A 14,579-nucleotide genomic window follows, 5' to 3' on the forward strand; every position below is an offset into this window, starting at 1 on the left:
CGGGAACCAACTGCGGTTCCGACCCTATGGCCGTTTCCCGGATGCGCAACGGCTCCGCCGAAGCTGCCCGTTACTGTCGACCGGCCGTCACCGGACGTTCATCTGCGGAGAAGTGCCGGGCGGTCGGGGCGAGGGCGGCGGCGGCCGGGGCGGTGAAGCAGACCAGGGCGCAGACCAGCAGGACGGGGCCGGTGCCGAAGGCGGTGACGGCGGGTGCGATCAGGGCGAGTCCGGCCGGTGCCAGCCCGTAGGACATCAGGAAGTCCAGGGAGGACACCCGGGCCAGCCGGTCCGGGGCCACCTCGCGCTGGGTGGCGGTGAACCAGGGGACGTTGAACAGTTCGATGCCGGCACCGGCGAGGGCGTAGGCGGCGAGGACCACCGCGGCGGGCACCGGCAGCATCAGGCTGAGCGGGGCGAAACCGTATGCGGCGAGTCCGGCGAGGGCGGCCCAGCCCTGGTTGCGGGGCCGGAGCCGGGCGATGGCGAAGGCCCCGGCCAGGGCGCCCAGGGTGTAGGCCGTGGTGGCGGCCGCCAGCACCACCTCGGTGCCGTAGCGGTCCCGGCTGACCAGGGGCAGGGCCACCGCGGTGGCCGAGTAGCCGGTGGCTATGACGGCGGTGAGGGCGCCGAGCCCGGCCAGGAACCAGGGGTGCCGACGGGCCTCCCGGACCCCGTCCAGGAACTCGGTACGGAGACTGCCGCGCGGGGCCGCCCCGCCGGGCGCGGCCGGGCCCGGGCCGGCGGTCCGGGCGGGGGCGAGGGCGGCCGTCAGCCAGAGCAGTCCGATGCCGAGCAGCAGGGCGCGGGTGTCCAGCAGGACCGCGAGCAGGGCGGTCAGGGCGGGTCCGGCCAGGGTGGTGACGCGGACCGAGAGGGTCATGGCGGCGTTGGCGTGGCGGCGCCGTTCGGGGGTGACCACCTCGGCGGTGAGGGCCTGGAAGGCGGGGCGGCAGGCGCCCTGTCCGGCGCCGGCCAGCACGGCGGCGGCCGTCATCAGCGGGACCGAGCGGCCGAGTCCGGCGGCGAGCAGGGGGGCGGCGGCCGCGGCCGCCAGCCCGGCCCAGCGGACCACGGCGCGCCGGGAGTGCCGGTCGGCGAGGACTCCGCCGACCGCGACGGCCAGCAGGAATCCGGCGGTCCGGGCGGCCAGCACCAGGCCGAGGGCGGCCGGGCCGAGTTCTCCGGTGAGGACGGCGAGTCCGAGGACGAAGGGCAGGGCCCAGGTGGCCAGTCCGGAGGCGGTGGTGGCGCACCAGAGCCGGAGGAAGTCGGGGTCGAGGAGGATCGGGCGCGGGCCGGTCCGGTCGCTGTCGGGGGTGGTCCGGGCGGGTGAAGTCGCCACGTCGGGCTGCTCCTTGGGGTGTGGGCGGGATGCCGGGGCGAGTCTTCGGGGCCACCCCGGACTAGCTTAATGAAAACGATTGCCATTACAGTACACACTCGTCGGAGCCCACCGACGGGCAGCGCCCCACGTTCCGATGGGCCCGCTTTGCCGTTCCCTGCCCTTTTTGCGCCTTTCAACCTGCCTGAATCCACGGAGGATCCACCCGTGCGCCACCCCAGCCGTCCCGCACTCGCCCTGCTCCCCGCCCTGGCCCTCACCCTGACCCTCACCGGCTGCGCGGACCCGGCACCCGCCCGCACCGCCACCGCCGGTGCCACCGGCGGGGCAGCGGCCACCACCCTCACCAGCTGCGGACAGCCGCTGGCCTTCGCCCGCCCCCCGCAGCGCGCCGTCACCCTCGACCAGAACACCACCGAGCTGCTCCTGGAACTGGGCCTCGGCGACCGGATGGCCGGGACCGCCAACCTCAAGACCAAGGTCGCCCCCGCCTACCGGGGGGCCTACGCCAAGGTCCCGGTGCTCAGCCCGAAGATCCTCACCGCCGAACAACTCCGTGCCGCCGGACCCGACATGGTGCTGGGCTCCTCCGCCGACCTGTTCACCAAGGACCGGGCGGGCACCCGCGCCGAACTCGGCCGGCTGGGCGTGCCCGCCTTCGTCAGCGCGGTGGACTGCCCCGGACAGCAGCCCGCCGGCCGGCGCCCCTTCGACCTGCTCTTCGAGGACTACCGTTCGCTGGGCCGGGTGTTCGGGGTCGCCGAACGCGCCGAGCGGCTCGCCGCGGCCCAGCGGGCCCGGGTGGACGCGGCCGCCGCCGGCGCCGCCGGACGGGCCGACGGGCCCCGGGTGGTGTGGCTGTACTCGGCGTTCAACGGCACCCCGTACGTGGCCGGGCGCGGCGGCCTCCCCAGCGAGATGAGCCGGCTGGCGGGCGCCCGGAACGCCTTCGACGACGTGGCCGAGGACTGGCCCGAGGTCACCTGGGAGGAGATCGCCCGGCGCGACCCCGACGTGATCGTGCTCGGCGACCTCTCCGAGCGGGGCCGCCCCGGCGACAGCGCCGCCGAGAAGCGTGCCGTGCTCGCCGGGCACCCGGTGGTGTCCAAGCTCCGCGCGGTGCGCCAGAACCGGATGATCGAGGTCCCCGGCATCGAGATGGACCCCTCCGTGCGGTCGGTGCACGCCCTGGAACTGCTGGCCGCCGGGCTCAAGGACCTCGGGCATGTCCGCTAGCACCCGCCCGGGACCCCTCGACCCGGCGGCCGCCGCGCCGCCGCCGGACCGGGCGCGGCCCGCGCCCCCGGACCGTACGCCCGGAAGCCCGCCCGGCGGGCCGTCCGGCCTGCTGCGGCGGGCCGTGCCGCCGGTGCTGGTGGCGGTGGTGACGGCCGGTTCGCTGGCCGCCGCCGTCCTGGTCGGCACCGCCGACATCGGCTGGACGGACCTGGCCCGGGTGCTCGGCCCGCGCCTCGGACTGGACCTCGCCCCGCTGCCCCCGCTGCTGGACTCGCTGGTCTGGGACCTGCGGGTGCCACGGGTGCTGATGGCGGCACTGGTCGGAGCCGCCCTCGCGGTGTGCGGGACGGTGCTCCAGGCCGTCACCCGGAACGCCCTGGCCGACCCCTATCTCCTCGGGGTGTCCTCCGGCGCCTCCGCCGGAGCCGTCCTGGTGGTGGTCCTCGGGGTGGGCGCCGGGGTGCTGGGGGTGACCGGCGGGGCCCTCGCCGGGTCCCTGCTCTCCTTCGGACTGCTCCTGCTGCTGCTCCGCGGCACCGGCCTGGACTCCTCCCGGATCGTCCTGGTCGGCGTGGTGGTCGGCCAGCTGTTCGGCGCGCTCACCTCCCTGGTGCTGATGGCGGCCGGGGACGCGGACACCACCCGGGCGGTCACCCACTGGCTGCTCGGCTCGATGGCCCCGGCCCGCTGGGAGGCGGTGGCCCTTTGCGCGGCCGTCACCGGACTCGGGCTGGCCGTGGTGTGGTGCTGCGCGCCCGCCCTGGACGCGCTGTCCTTCGGCGCGGACACCGCCGCCTCCCTGGGCATCGACGTGGCCCGGGTCCGCCGGCTGCTGCTGGTGGTGACGGCGCTGCTGACCTCGGTGGCGGTGGCCACGGTCGGCGCCATCGGGTTCGTCGGACTGATCGTGCCGCACGGGGTCCGCTTCCTCACCGGGCCGCTGCACCGCCGGCTGCTGCCCTACGCGGCCCCCGCCGGAGCGGTGTTCCTGGTCTGGACGGACGCCCTGTCCCGGGTCGCCTTCGCCCCCCGGGAGGTCCCCGTCGGGGTGTTCACCGCCCTGGCCGGGGTGCCGCTCTTCCTGCTCGTGCTCCGGCGGCGGGGGGAGCTGTGAGGATCACCGCGGAGCAGCTGAGCTGGCGGGCCGGCCAGGCCACCGTGGTGCGCGCGGTGGACCTGGAGGTCGCCCCCGGCGAGACGGTGGGCCTGATCGGACCCAACGGCTCGGGCAAGTCCTCGCTGCTGCGCTGCCTGGCCGGACTGCGCCGACCGTCCGCCGGACGGGTCCGGTACGGGGGCGAGGACATCGCCGGCTGGAGTCCGCGCCGGATCGCCCGGCAGCTGGCCTTCGTCGAGCAGAGCGCGGCCACCGACGGCGGGATGCGGGTCGCGGAGGTGGCCGGGCTGGGCCGGATCCCGCACCGGGACCGCTGGCGCGGACCGGGCCCGGCGGACCGGGCCGCCGTCCACGCGGCCCTGTCCCGGGTCGGCCTGGCGGACCGGGCCGGCACCCCCTGGCGGGAGTTGTCCGGAGGGGAGCGCCAACGGGCCCGCATCGCCCGGGCGCTGGCCCAGCAGGCGCCCTGCCTGCTGCTGGACGAGCCGACCAACCACCTGGACATCACGCACCAGTTGGAGCTGATGGAGCTGCTCTCCGGCAGCCCCTGGACGGTGCTGGTGGCCCTGCACGACCTGTCCCTGGCCGCCCGCTACTGCGACCGGCTGCTGCTGCTGGACCGGGGGTGGCTGGTGGCCGCCGGTCCACCGCCCGAGGTGCTGGCACCGGAGCGGCTGGCGGAGGTGTTCGCGGTGGACGCCGAGACCGGCCCGGACCGGTTCGGCCGCCCCTCCGTCGCCTACCGGGGCCCGCTCCCCCGCCGGCCGGCCCCCTGACCCGCCCGGCACCCCCTTCCACCGACCGGAGAGAAGACGAGAGATGACGACGACAGCACCGATGGCCGCCCCCGGGACGGGAAGCGTGGCCGAACTGACCGGGGCCGTGCTCGAAGGCCGGCACGGCCCGCGCCCGGACACCCTGGTGGCCACCAGCGTGTTCTGGATCCACCACGGCACCCGGCTGGCCGGCGGTGACACCACCTACCGCAACCAGTACGTCCTGGTGCGGGTCGGATCCGCGTTCGGCGGCTGCGCCTTCGAGGCCGGCGAGATCGATCCGGCCGTCTGCGCGGAGGCCTCCGGACAGCCGTTGGACCGGCTCCTGCTGGACGGCCCGGCACCGCTGCGGACCGCCGCCCTGGACGCGTACCTGGGCGCGGTCCGCCCGCACCGGGACGCCCCGGAGGCCGAGCAGGTGACCCTGCCCGCCGGACCGCCCGAGGTCCGGGCGGCCGCCCGGGACGCGGCGGTGGCCGGACTGCTCGACCTGCCGGCCGGCGCCCGGGTCGCCCTGATCGGGGTGGTCGACCCCCTGGTGGCGGCCATCCGGGAGCGCGGCGGGATCCCGCTGCCCTGCGATCTGAACCTGAAGGCCACCCGGTGGGGCGACCCGGTGAGCCGGGACATGACGGAGGTGCTGGCGGAGGCCGACGCGGTGGTCGCCACCGGGATGACCCTGGGCAACGGCAGTTTCGACACCCTGCTGGCGGTCTGCCGGGAGCGCGGGCTGCCGCTGGCGGTGTACGCGCAGAGCGGCGGCGCGGTGGCCCGCGCCTTCCTGGGGGCCGGGGTGACCGCGCTGTCCGCGGAGCCGTTCCCCTTCTCCCAGTTCAGCGCGGATCCCACCGTCCTGTACCGGTACCGCGCGGGCGCATGACCGGAGGACACCGCAGGACCCGACGGCCGCGCCCGTCCGGGTCGTCCACGCACACGAGGGGAAGAGGGAGCACCTCCATGGACCAGCACTACGCCGACGCGGTCGGCAGACCGGACCTGATAAGGCTCGACGACCGGCTGGTCTGTCTGCGCTTCGAGACGATGAAGGTGCTCTCGGCGATGGCCGCGGTCCGCCATCTGCTGGAGACCGGGGCGGTCCGCCGGGGGGACACCCTGCTGGACAGTTCCAGCGGGATCTACGCCCATGCGCTGGCGCTGGCCTGCCACCGCTACGGGATGCGCTGCCACATCGTCGGCTCGGCGACCGTGGACCGCACCCTGGGAGTCCAGTTGGAGGTGCTGGGCGCGACCCTGGAGCGGATGGTGCCCAGCGACGACCTGAAGCTGGACCAGAAGCGGCGGGTGGCCCGGGTGCGGGAGATCCTGGCGGCGCACCCCGACTACCACTGGATGCGGCAGTACCACGACGGGATCCACTGCCTGGGGTACCGGGAGGTGGCCGAGCTGGTCGGGGAGCGGCTCGGCGGCGGCCCGCTGACCCTGGTGGGCGGAGTGGGCACCGGTGCCTCGACCGGGGCCCTGGGCCGCTATCTGCGGGAGGCCGGGCGGGAGGTGGACCTGGTCGGCGTGCAGCCGTACGGCAGCGTGACCTTCGGGGCCGGCCACGTCCCGGATCCGGAGGTGATCATCGCCGGGATCGGGAGTTCCATCCCCTTCCGCAACGTGCGGCACGAGCTGTACGACACGGTCCACTGGGTGGGCTTCGAGGCGGCCCGTTCGGGCAGCGTGGACCTGCTGCGGCGGCACGCGGTGTTCGCCGGGCTGTCCTCGGGGGCGGCCTATCTGGCGGCCCGCTGGGAGGCGGACCCGTGCCGGGGCGGTGCGTCCGGGCCGGTGGTGTTCCTCGCCCCGGACACCGGACACCGTTACGTGGACTCGGTGTTCGCCCCGTACGCGCAGGTGCCGCCGGTCTCCGGACTGGCGCCGGCCGAGGTCAGCGACCCGACGGCGCTGGCTCTTCCCTGGTGCCGGATGCGGTGGGGGCGGGCACCGGCACCGCTGGGCGGCTGACGGGGGCCTCCGGCCGGGCGGCCGGTGCCGGGCGGGCGGCCCGGCGGGTCCGGCGGGGGTTGCCCAGGGTCCGCGGGGCGGGGAGCGGTCCGTCGGCGGTCAGCGGGTCCGCGGGCGGCAGTCCGAGGTGCCGCCGGAGTTCGGCGAGCGCGGTGTGCACCGGGGCCAGGATCAGCGGGGCGCCGGGGTGGGTTTCGGCGAGGGCGTGGGCGGTGGTCTCGATGGCCTCGGCGGCGTCCTCGGCGGCCGTCCGGTTCCACCGGCCCGCCCCGGCCTCGTCGAAGAGGTGGCAGGCTGCCTCGGCCAGGGCGTCGGCCCGCTCCGGGACACCCGGCGCGGCGGCGCTCGGCAACGGCTCAAGGGACGGCTCCATGCCCTCTCAACGACCGACCGCCGGGGACGTCATCCCGCCGGGCCGCCGGGCGGGTCTACGGACCGACCAGGGCGGCCCAGCGGAGCCACAGCGGGAGCAGCAGCAGGGCCACCACCGAGCTCTTGATCACCAGGGCGGCTGACAGGTCCACGTCCACGTCGTAGCGCTGGGCGAAGATGAAGAGGTTCTGCGGGGTGGGCATGGCCGCGATCAGCACCAGATGGACCAGCCAGTCGCCGGACACCCCGAACAGGGCCCCGCAGACCGCCCAGGTGAGCAGCGGGAACCCGAGGCACTTGAAGGCGATGATGGCGGCCTCCTCCGCGGTGGTGCCGCGGAGGTCGAGGCCGAGGCCGCCGAGGTGCAGTCCCAGGGCGAACAGCGCGACCGGGGAGGCGCTGTCGCCGACGAAGCCGAATCCGTCGAGGACCACCTCCGGCACCGGGACGGACAGCAGGTTGAGCAGGATGGCGGCGTTGCAGGAGAGGACCAGCGGGGTGGCCAGCGAGGCGCCGACCGCCCGGAGCGGGCCGCGGCCGGCCGGGCCCGGACCGGGCCGGCCCAGTTCCATCACGGTGATGACCACCATGGAGAGCACGCACACCTGGAACAGCAGCACCGGGAAGATCGGTGCGGCCGTCCCGAACACGGTGATGAACACCGGCACCGCGAAGTATGCGGTGTTGACCTGGACGGAGGCCATGATCCGCAGGGCCGCCCGGCGCGGTCCCGGGCCGTGCCGCAGCCGGGCGGCGGACCCGACCAGCAGCACCGCCAGCCCGGCGGCCGCGGCGTAGCCGAGCAGGGCCCGCCAGTGGAACAGGGCGCCCAGGTCGCTGGCGTAGATGTTGCCGAACAGGTAGCAGGGGACGGCGAACAGGAAGGCGTAGTCGGCGAAGGCCCGGGAGGCCTCGGCCGGGACGGTCTTCCGGCGGGCCAGCAGGACCCCGCCGCCGAACGCGAGCAGTACCGGGACGAGTTTCTCCAGTGCCGCCGCCGTGCCCATGCTCCGCCCCCGCCGTCCGCCCGCCCGCCCCCGACGGCTGTCCGTTCCGCCTGCTCGGCACGGCCCCCGGGATCCTACGCCGTCCGGATCATGGACAGCTGGGCCGGGTAGGGCCGTTAAAGATCGTCGGGGCGGTCGGGTGGGCTATGTTGGAAACGACCGCACGAGAAGGAGGCACGACGGTGCCATCGGGGCAGCGGGCCCGCGCGCAGGCGGCCGCGATCACATCCAACGCAGGCCAGGCGGCCGGGCACGAGCGCGCCCCGGCGGAGCGGGTGCGGGCCCTGTTCAACGGCCACCGCCTCTCCCCCGGCCAGCGGCGGATCGCCCAGTACCTCGTCGACCACCTCACCGAGGCGGCCTTCCTCTCCATCACCGAGCTCGCCGAGCGGGCCGGGGTCAGCCAGCCCTCGGTGACCCGGTTCGCCACCGCCCTGGGGTTCAGCGGCTATCCCGCGCTGCGGGACATGCTCCAGCCGATCGCGCTGAGCGCGGTCGCCGGTTCCCCGGAGAGCAGCCGGGAGATCCGGCGCAACGCCCTCCAGGCGGCGGTGGACGCGGAGATCGAGAACCTGGACGGGGTCCGGCGGCTGCTCGCCGACACCGACCAGGTGCTGGACCTCGGCCGGGAGCTGGCCCGTTCGGTGCCGCTGACGGTGCTCGGGCTGCGCATCTCGGTGTCGATGGCCCAGTACTTCGCCTACGCGGCCCGGCGGATCCACCCCGACGTACGCCTGATCACCCAGGGCGGCAGCGTGGCCTTCGACACCCTGGTGCAGTCCCGGGCCGCGGGCGGCACCTGGGTGCTGGCCTTCGGCATGCCGCGGCACGCCAAGGAGACCCTGGCGGCGCTCCGGGCCGCCCGGAACGCCGGGCTGCGGGTCGCGCTGATCACGGATCTGACCCTGGGCCCGCTGGTGGACGAGGCGGATGTGGCGCTGACCGCGGGCACCGGCTCCCGGCTGGTCTTCGACTCGTACGCGGCTCCGGGGATCCTCTCCGCGGCGGTGCTCCAGGCCATGGCGGACGCCGACCCGGAGCGCACCCAGGCCCGGCTGGAGACCTATGAGCAGGTGGCGGAGCAGCACGGGTTCTTCCTGTAGCCCCTGCCACCGCCCCCACCAGGAGGTTTTCACACCGTTTTCAGTGCTGAGATCGCATGAAATTTTTCATGCGCTTGCTTACTCGACGGTAAATATGTTTACTCAGGCCACACGGACCGCCCAGGTCGGCGTTACTCCTCCTCACGCCGGCCGGACGCAGCACCCGCCCGGACCCCACACGTCCGCACGGTGCGCCACGGCGGCCTCGGTCAACCCCTGGGCCGAGGCCGCCACCCACTCTCGATCACCGTTCGACACCCCTTCGGAAGCGACGAGAATGCCCCACGACTGGCCCTCCGAGGTGAACGCGCCCGGAACACCCCAGTGGGAGCGCACGGCCGCCCGCTGGCTCCGCGACCTGCTGCCGGCCCGCTACGCCGGATACTCCACCCTCACCCGCCACCCCGCCCTGCTGGCCCGGCACGCCCGGCTCCAGGTGGAACACGAGATCCGCGCGGTCCGGGTGGCCCTGCACACCAGCCGGCAGGAACTGCCCGCCCTCGGGGTGGCCGAGTCCGTGATCGAGAACTCGATCCGGATGTACGCGATCGAGCTGGAACAGCTCGGCCGGCTGGCCCGCGGCATACGGCTGGTGGGCGAGGCGCTCCGCCGCTGAGCGGCACGCCCCGCCCCCGGGGCTCAGGAGCCGAAGCGGTCCGAACCGGCCCCCGGGAAGACCGGGTGCCCGCCCCGAGTCGGCTCCCGCCGGTCGGCCGGTGCCGGGGCGTTCCGGCAGTCGACGTTCCTCACGGGCAGCCGACCGGTGGTCAGATAGGCGTCCACCGGAGCGGTGACACAGGACTTCAGGTCGACGAGGTACACGGCGTGCCCCTCACCGCCGATCGCCGTCACCATCCGCGAGCCCTTCAGGGCCTTGTGCAGTCCCTTGCCGCTGACCAGCGGGGTCTGGGAGTCCCACTCGTTCTGCACGGTCAGCACCGGGGCGGCGATCCGCATCGGGGTGGCCGGCTCCCGGGGCTGCTGCCAGAAGGCGCAGGGCTTGATGTTGGAGACGAAGTCCCCGTACAGCGGGTAGCGCGCCTTGTCCCGGATCGCGTCCTTGCGGTACTGCGCGGGGTCGCGCGGCCAGTTGCCGGTGTCCGAGCAGACCACGGCCCAGAACACCGAGGTCCCGTTGTCGGGGGCCGGCTCGGCCGCGCGGGCCGCCTTCGTCCCGGAGTGCCGCGGGCCCGGCAGCGCCTCGGGGGCGCGCAGGGCCTCCGGCAGCGGACCGGCGGCCGGCTTGCCCTCGGCCGCCGCCTTCAGCGCGGCCACCGCCTGGGCCGCGGACTCCGGGTAGAAGAACATCGCCCGGCCGGCCCGGATGTCGTCGCCGCTGTACTTGGTGCCCTCGTACTCGATGGGCTCCCGGTCCGCCCGGACCACCAGGTTCCAGAAGGTCTTGGAGACCTCCTTCGGGGTGCGGCCGAGCCGGTACTCCGAGGACCGGCTCGCGGTCCACTCGGTCCAGCGCCGGAAGGCCGGTTCGGCCTCGGTGGCCCAGACCTGGATCATGCCGCGCCAGATCCGCTGCGGGTCCACTCCGCTGTCCAGCACGAACCGGTCGGTCCGGTGCGGGAACAGCTGCGTGTACACCGCGCCGAGGTAGGTGCCGTAGGAGTAGCCCAGGTAGGAGATCCTGCGCTCGCCGAGCGCCGCCCGGATGGCGTCCATGTCCCGGGCGGTGTTGCGGGTGGTGATGTGCGGCAGCATGCGGCCGGCGGCGGCCTTGCACTTGGCGGCGACGGTTCGCGCCCAGGCCACGTCGGAGCCGAAGGTCCCCGGGTGGTACGGCCGGTTGATCTCCTCCTCCGCCGGGGTGAGCCCGCAGCTGATCGGGGTGCTGGCCCCGGTGCCGCGCGGGTCGAAGCCTATGAGGTCGTACCGGTCGCGGACGTCCTTGCCCATGTCCGCGTTCAGGTAGAGCGGCAGGTCGAGGCCGGTTCCGCCCGGGCCGCCCGGGTTGAGCAGCAGCACCCCGTGCCGGCGGGCCGGGTTCTGGCTCTTCATCCGGGACACGGCCAGTTCGATGGTCGGCCCCTGCGGGCGCGCGTAGTCCAGCGGGACCCGGAGGGTCGCGCACTGGTAGGCGGCCGGCTGGTCCGGACTGCAGCGCTTCCAGGCCAACCGCTGCGCCGCAGCGGCCTCCGCCGGGGCGGCGGAGGCCGAGGGCGTGGACAGCAGCGGGGTGGCGGTGGCGAGCAGGCCGGCGGCGGCCAGCAGGGTGCCGAGGCGTTTCAGGCGCACGAAGTGCCCGTCCTTTCCGTGGAGTTCGGATCGGAGCCCACACTCTTGCACCGGACGGCACCGCCGAATCATCCCGGAGGGCCGCTTTCCGTCCACCTCAGGAAGGAGCGGCATTCCGGACGCATGGCCGGAATGCCGCTGTCAACGCGCCGGAAGGGCTCAGGTGATGGAGGCCGAGACGATCGCGGCGACCGCGACGTTGCAGGCGGCCGTCACCCACACCGCCGGGTGCGGCTCGGGGTCGACCACGATGGCGCCGAGCTTGCCGGGGGTCACCAGGTCCACCACCAGGAAGGCCACGCCCATCATCACCAGGCCGAGGACCCCGAAGGCGGCCGTGGAGGCCAGTCCCTTACCGAAGTCGTCGTAGGTGGTGTAGATCGAGGTGAACACGATCCCGCCGATGCCCAGCAGCGCCGAGCTCAGCATGATGGCGGCGTTCCGGTTCCGGTCCTCCCAGATCTGCCGGCCCAGCTTCCCCGGGGTGAGCACGTCCACCAGGACGATGCCGAGGATCAGCAGCACCAGGCCGACGCCTCCGTAGGCGGAGGTACGGCCAAGTCCGTTGATGATGTCGCTCATTGAGAAGCCTGCCTGGAGGATGTCGGGGGCGGGACCGGGAGAGGGTGAATCTATCGCACGGATGGCGTAAAGCCGATGGCCGGGGAGCGTCTGCCGGGGACCGCCGGGAATCCCGTCCGGGTGGTGCCGGGAAAACGTTTGACCTCAACCTGAGTCGAGGTCCTAGCGTCGGCGCCATGGATATGGAAGTCACCGCGTGGACCTCGATGCACAGCGTCATGACCGCCCAGGAGGACCGCAGGCCGTTCTCCCGGGCCGGCCTGCGGCGGGTCGCCGCCTTCGCCCGCCCGCACCGGCGCGGGCTGCTGCTGTTCCTGCTGCTCAGCGTGGTGACCGCACTGCTGGCGGTGGCCACTCCGGTGCTGGCGGCCCAGGTGGTCGACGCCATCGTGGAGGGCCGCGGCAGCGGGCTGGTGACCCGGCTGGCCCTGCTGATCGCGCTGATCGCCGTGGTCGAGGCGGGTCTGGGACTGCTGACCCGCAAACTGTCGGCCACCCTCGGCGAGCAGTTGATCCTGGACCTGCGGACGGCGGTCTTCGACCACGTCCAGCGGATGCCGGTGGCCTTCTTCACCCGCACCAGGACGGGTGCCCTGGTCAGCCGGCTCAACAACGACGTGATCGGCGCCCAGCGGGCGTTCAGCAACACCCTGTCCGGGGTGGTGGCGAACACGGTGACCCTGCTGCTGACCCTGGCGGTGATGCTGAGCATCTCCTGGCAGATCACCCTGCTGGCACTGGTCCTGCTGCCGGTGTTCGTGCTGCCGGCCCGCCGGATGGGCGCCCGGATGGCGCGGATGCAGCGGGAGGCCGCACATCTGAACGCGGCGATGGGCACCCAGATGACCGAGCGGTTCTCCGCGCCGGGGGCGACCCTGGTGAAGCTGTTCGGCCGGCCCTCCGACGAGTCGGCGGAGTTCGCCGCCCGTGCCGCCCGGGTCCGTGACATCGGGATCCGGACGGCCATGGCCCAGTCGGTGTTCATCACCGCGCTGACCCTGGTGTCGGCGCTGGCGCTGGCCCTGGTCTACGGCCTCGGCGGCTACTACGCGCTGCGCGGCACCCTGGACGCCGGTTCGGTGGTGGCGCTGTCCCTGCTGCTGACCCGGCTGTACGCCCCGCTGACGGCGCTGGCCGGAGCCCGGGTGGAGGTGATGAGCGCGCTGGTCAGCTTCGAGCGGGTCTTCGAGATCCTCGATCTGGAGCCGCTGATCGCGGAACGCCCGGACGCCCGGCAGGTCCCGGAGGGTCCGGTGTCGGTGGAGTTCGACGGGGTGTCGTTCGGCTACCCGGCCGCCGACAAGGTGTCGCTGGCCTCGCTGGAGGAGGTGGCGGTGCTGGACCCGCGGGGCGGCACCGAGGTGCTGCACGAGGTGTCCTTCCGGGCGGAACCCGGGCAGATGATCGCCCTGGTGGGGTCCTCCGGGGCCGGCAAGTCCACCATCGCCCAGCTGCTGCCCCGGCTGTACGACGCGGACTCGGGCGCGGTGCGGCTGAACGGGATCGACGTACGGGAGCTGAGCGCCGACTCGATCCGGGACACCCTGGGCATGGTCACCCAGGACGGGCACCTCTTCCACGAGTCGGTCCGCTCCAACCTGCTGCTGGCCCGGCCCGGCGCCTCCGAGGAGGAGGTCTGGGAGGCCCTGCGGCGGGCCCGGCTGGAGGACCTCGTGTCCGGGCTGCCGGACGGCCTGGACACGGTGGTCGGCGAGCGGGGCTACCGGCTGTCCGGCGGCGAGCGCCAGCGGCTGACCATCGCCCGGCTGCTGCTGGCCCGGCAGCGGGTGGTGATCCTGGACGAGGCCACCGCCCATCTGGACTCCACCTCGGAGGCGGCCGTGCAGGAGGCGCTCGGCGAGGCCCTGGCCGGGCGGACCGCGGTGGTGATCGCCCACCGGCTGTCCACCGTGCGGGCGGCCGACCAGATCCTGGTGCTGGAGGCCGGGCGGATCGTGGAGCGCGGCACCCATCCGGAGCTGCTGGCGGCCGGCGGCCGGTACGAGGAGCTGTACCGCACCCAGTTCGCGCAGTCCGCCGCCGACGGTCCGGTGCCCTCGGCGAACCGTCCCGGCTGACCACCGCCCGCCCCCATTGCGTAAGGTGCCGTTTTGAAGAGCACTCATTACCAGCAAGGGGGGCGGGAAGCGATGCGGGACATCGGTACCGGCGAGCTCGTGCGGATGTGGATCGACGGCTGGATCGTCTCCCGGGGCAGCTCGGACCCGATCGAGGAGCCCTGGGGGTGGACCATCGACGTCGGCCTGCCCCGGCAGGTGGCACGGCACGTGCTCCCCCGGCCGGCCGAGGCCGACGTGCGCGGGATCGTCGCCGGGACCAGCGCCCCCGGCACCTGGCTCAAGCTGTTCGCCGAGGAGGCGGAGGTCCTCCCCTGGATCGGACCGGGCTGGCGGACCGACCTCCCCGGCTTCCTGATGACCCTTCCGCTGACCCCGGAGCGCCCGGACGTCCCGGACGGCTACGCGCTCACCGAGTGGACCCGGGGCGGCGTCACCCGGGTGCTGGTCCGCACCCCCGCCGGGCACTTCGCCGCTCGCGGGCAGTTCGCCCGGGCCGGCGCCCATGTGGTGGTCGACCAGGTGGAGACCGCGGTCGAGCACCGTCGCAGGGGCCTGGGCGCCCTGGTGATGCGCACCCTGGAGGCCTCCGCGTACGAGGCGGGCGCCCGGACCGGCGTGCTGGTGGGCACCCCCGAGGGCCGGGCGCTCTACTCCTCCCTCGGCTGGAACACCCGCGCCCCGATGACGAGCCTCCGCTACGCGCCCTCGGACGGCGGGCCCACCCCGTGATCGCCGGGGC

14 protein-coding genes are annotated in these 14,579 nt (G+C 74.3%); 9 read left to right on the plus strand and 5 right to left on the minus strand.

Annotated features, from left to right (window positions below; genetic code table 11):
* Positions 1-70 precede the first annotated feature (70 nt).
* Positions 71-1,345, minus strand: coding sequence for an MFS transporter (locus ACZ50K_RS23440; RefSeq protein WP_468906207.1), 1,275 nt, complete (start codon positions 1,343-1,345; stop codon positions 71-73).
* A 207-nt stretch (positions 1,346-1,552) separates the two neighbouring features.
* Between ACZ50K_RS23440 and ACZ50K_RS23445 the strand changes: the two genes are divergently transcribed.
* The 5 genes from ACZ50K_RS23445 (at position 1,553) to ACZ50K_RS23465 (ending at position 6,448) form a co-directional block, all read left to right on the plus strand.
* Positions 1,553-2,581: an ABC transporter substrate-binding protein gene (locus ACZ50K_RS23445; protein ID WP_468906210.1), complete on the plus strand. Its 1,029-nt coding sequence runs from the start codon at positions 1,553-1,555 to the stop codon at positions 2,579-2,581.
* Complete coding sequence (locus ACZ50K_RS23450) at positions 2,571-3,698, plus strand: FecCD family ABC transporter permease (protein WP_468906212.1); 1,128 nt, start codon at positions 2,571-2,573, stop codon at positions 3,696-3,698. Before ACZ50K_RS23445 ends, ACZ50K_RS23450 begins: the two co-directional genes overlap by 11 nt.
* Positions 3,695-4,477: an ABC transporter ATP-binding protein gene (locus tag ACZ50K_RS23455; RefSeq protein WP_468906215.1), complete on the plus strand. Its 783-nt coding sequence runs from the start codon at positions 3,695-3,697 to the stop codon at positions 4,475-4,477. The genes ACZ50K_RS23450 and ACZ50K_RS23455 overlap by 4 nt, the downstream gene beginning before the upstream one ends.
* 43 nt (positions 4,478-4,520) lie before the next feature.
* The gene (locus ACZ50K_RS23460; RefSeq protein WP_468906218.1) at positions 4,521-5,357 is read left to right on the plus strand and encodes a Rossmann-like domain-containing protein; all 837 of its coding nucleotides are present in this window, start codon (positions 4,521-4,523) and stop codon (positions 5,355-5,357) included.
* Positions 5,358-5,434: 77 nt separating this feature from the next.
* A complete protein-coding gene (locus ACZ50K_RS23465) occupies positions 5,435-6,448 on the plus strand; it encodes a pyridoxal-phosphate dependent enzyme (protein ID WP_468906220.1) in 1,014 nt (337 codons plus the stop codon).
* On the opposite strand, the gene ACZ50K_RS23470 is transcribed toward ACZ50K_RS23465, so the two are convergent.
* Together ACZ50K_RS23470 and ACZ50K_RS23475 are read right to left on the minus strand one after the other, a co-directional pair.
* Positions 6,372-6,821: a hypothetical protein gene (locus ACZ50K_RS23470; RefSeq protein WP_468906223.1), complete on the minus strand. Its 450-nt coding sequence runs from the start codon at positions 6,819-6,821 to the stop codon at positions 6,372-6,374. The two genes, ACZ50K_RS23465 and ACZ50K_RS23470, sit on opposite strands and share 77 nt — an antisense overlap.
* 55 nt (positions 6,822-6,876) lie before the next feature.
* Entirely contained in the window at positions 6,877-7,827 is a 951-nt protein-coding gene (locus ACZ50K_RS23475) for an AEC family transporter (RefSeq protein ID WP_468906226.1), read from the minus strand.
* Between the two features lie 182 nt (positions 7,828-8,009).
* Between ACZ50K_RS23475 and ACZ50K_RS23480 the strand changes: the two genes are divergently transcribed.
* Positions 8,010-8,930 carry a MurR/RpiR family transcriptional regulator gene (locus ACZ50K_RS23480; protein WP_468906229.1) on the plus strand — a complete coding sequence of 307 codons (921 nt, stop codon included), beginning with the start codon at positions 8,010-8,012 and terminating at the stop codon, positions 8,928-8,930.
* A 277-nt stretch (positions 8,931-9,207) separates the two neighbouring features.
* Positions 9,208-9,546: a hypothetical protein gene (locus ACZ50K_RS23485; RefSeq protein ID WP_468906231.1), complete on the plus strand. Its 339-nt coding sequence runs from the start codon at positions 9,208-9,210 to the stop codon at positions 9,544-9,546.
* Between the two features lie 23 nt (positions 9,547-9,569).
* On the opposite strand, the gene ACZ50K_RS23490 is transcribed toward ACZ50K_RS23485, so the two are convergent.
* Both ACZ50K_RS23490 and ACZ50K_RS23495 read right to left on the minus strand, forming a co-directional pair.
* Positions 9,570-11,177, minus strand: coding sequence for an alpha/beta hydrolase (locus ACZ50K_RS23490; RefSeq protein ID WP_468906234.1), 1,608 nt, complete (start codon positions 11,175-11,177; stop codon positions 9,570-9,572).
* Between the two features lie 159 nt (positions 11,178-11,336).
* Entirely contained in the window at positions 11,337-11,759 is a 423-nt protein-coding gene (locus tag ACZ50K_RS23495) for a DUF350 domain-containing protein (protein ID WP_468906237.1), read from the minus strand.
* A gap of 176 nt (positions 11,760-11,935) precedes the next feature.
* Here ACZ50K_RS23495 and ACZ50K_RS23500 point away from each other — a divergent pair, with 176 nt between their 5' ends.
* Positions 11,936-13,837, plus strand: a complete 1,902-nt coding sequence (locus ACZ50K_RS23500; protein ID WP_468906239.1) for an ABC transporter ATP-binding protein — start codon at positions 11,936-11,938, stop codon at positions 13,835-13,837.
* Between the two features lie 72 nt (positions 13,838-13,909).
* The gene (locus tag ACZ50K_RS23505; protein ID WP_468906242.1) at positions 13,910-14,569 is read left to right on the plus strand and encodes a GNAT family N-acetyltransferase; all 660 of its coding nucleotides are present in this window, start codon (positions 13,910-13,912) and stop codon (positions 14,567-14,569) included.
* Positions 14,570-14,579 lie beyond the last annotated feature (10 nt).

It is taken from the genome of Streptomyces sp. NPDC033845, from assembly GCF_055576225.1.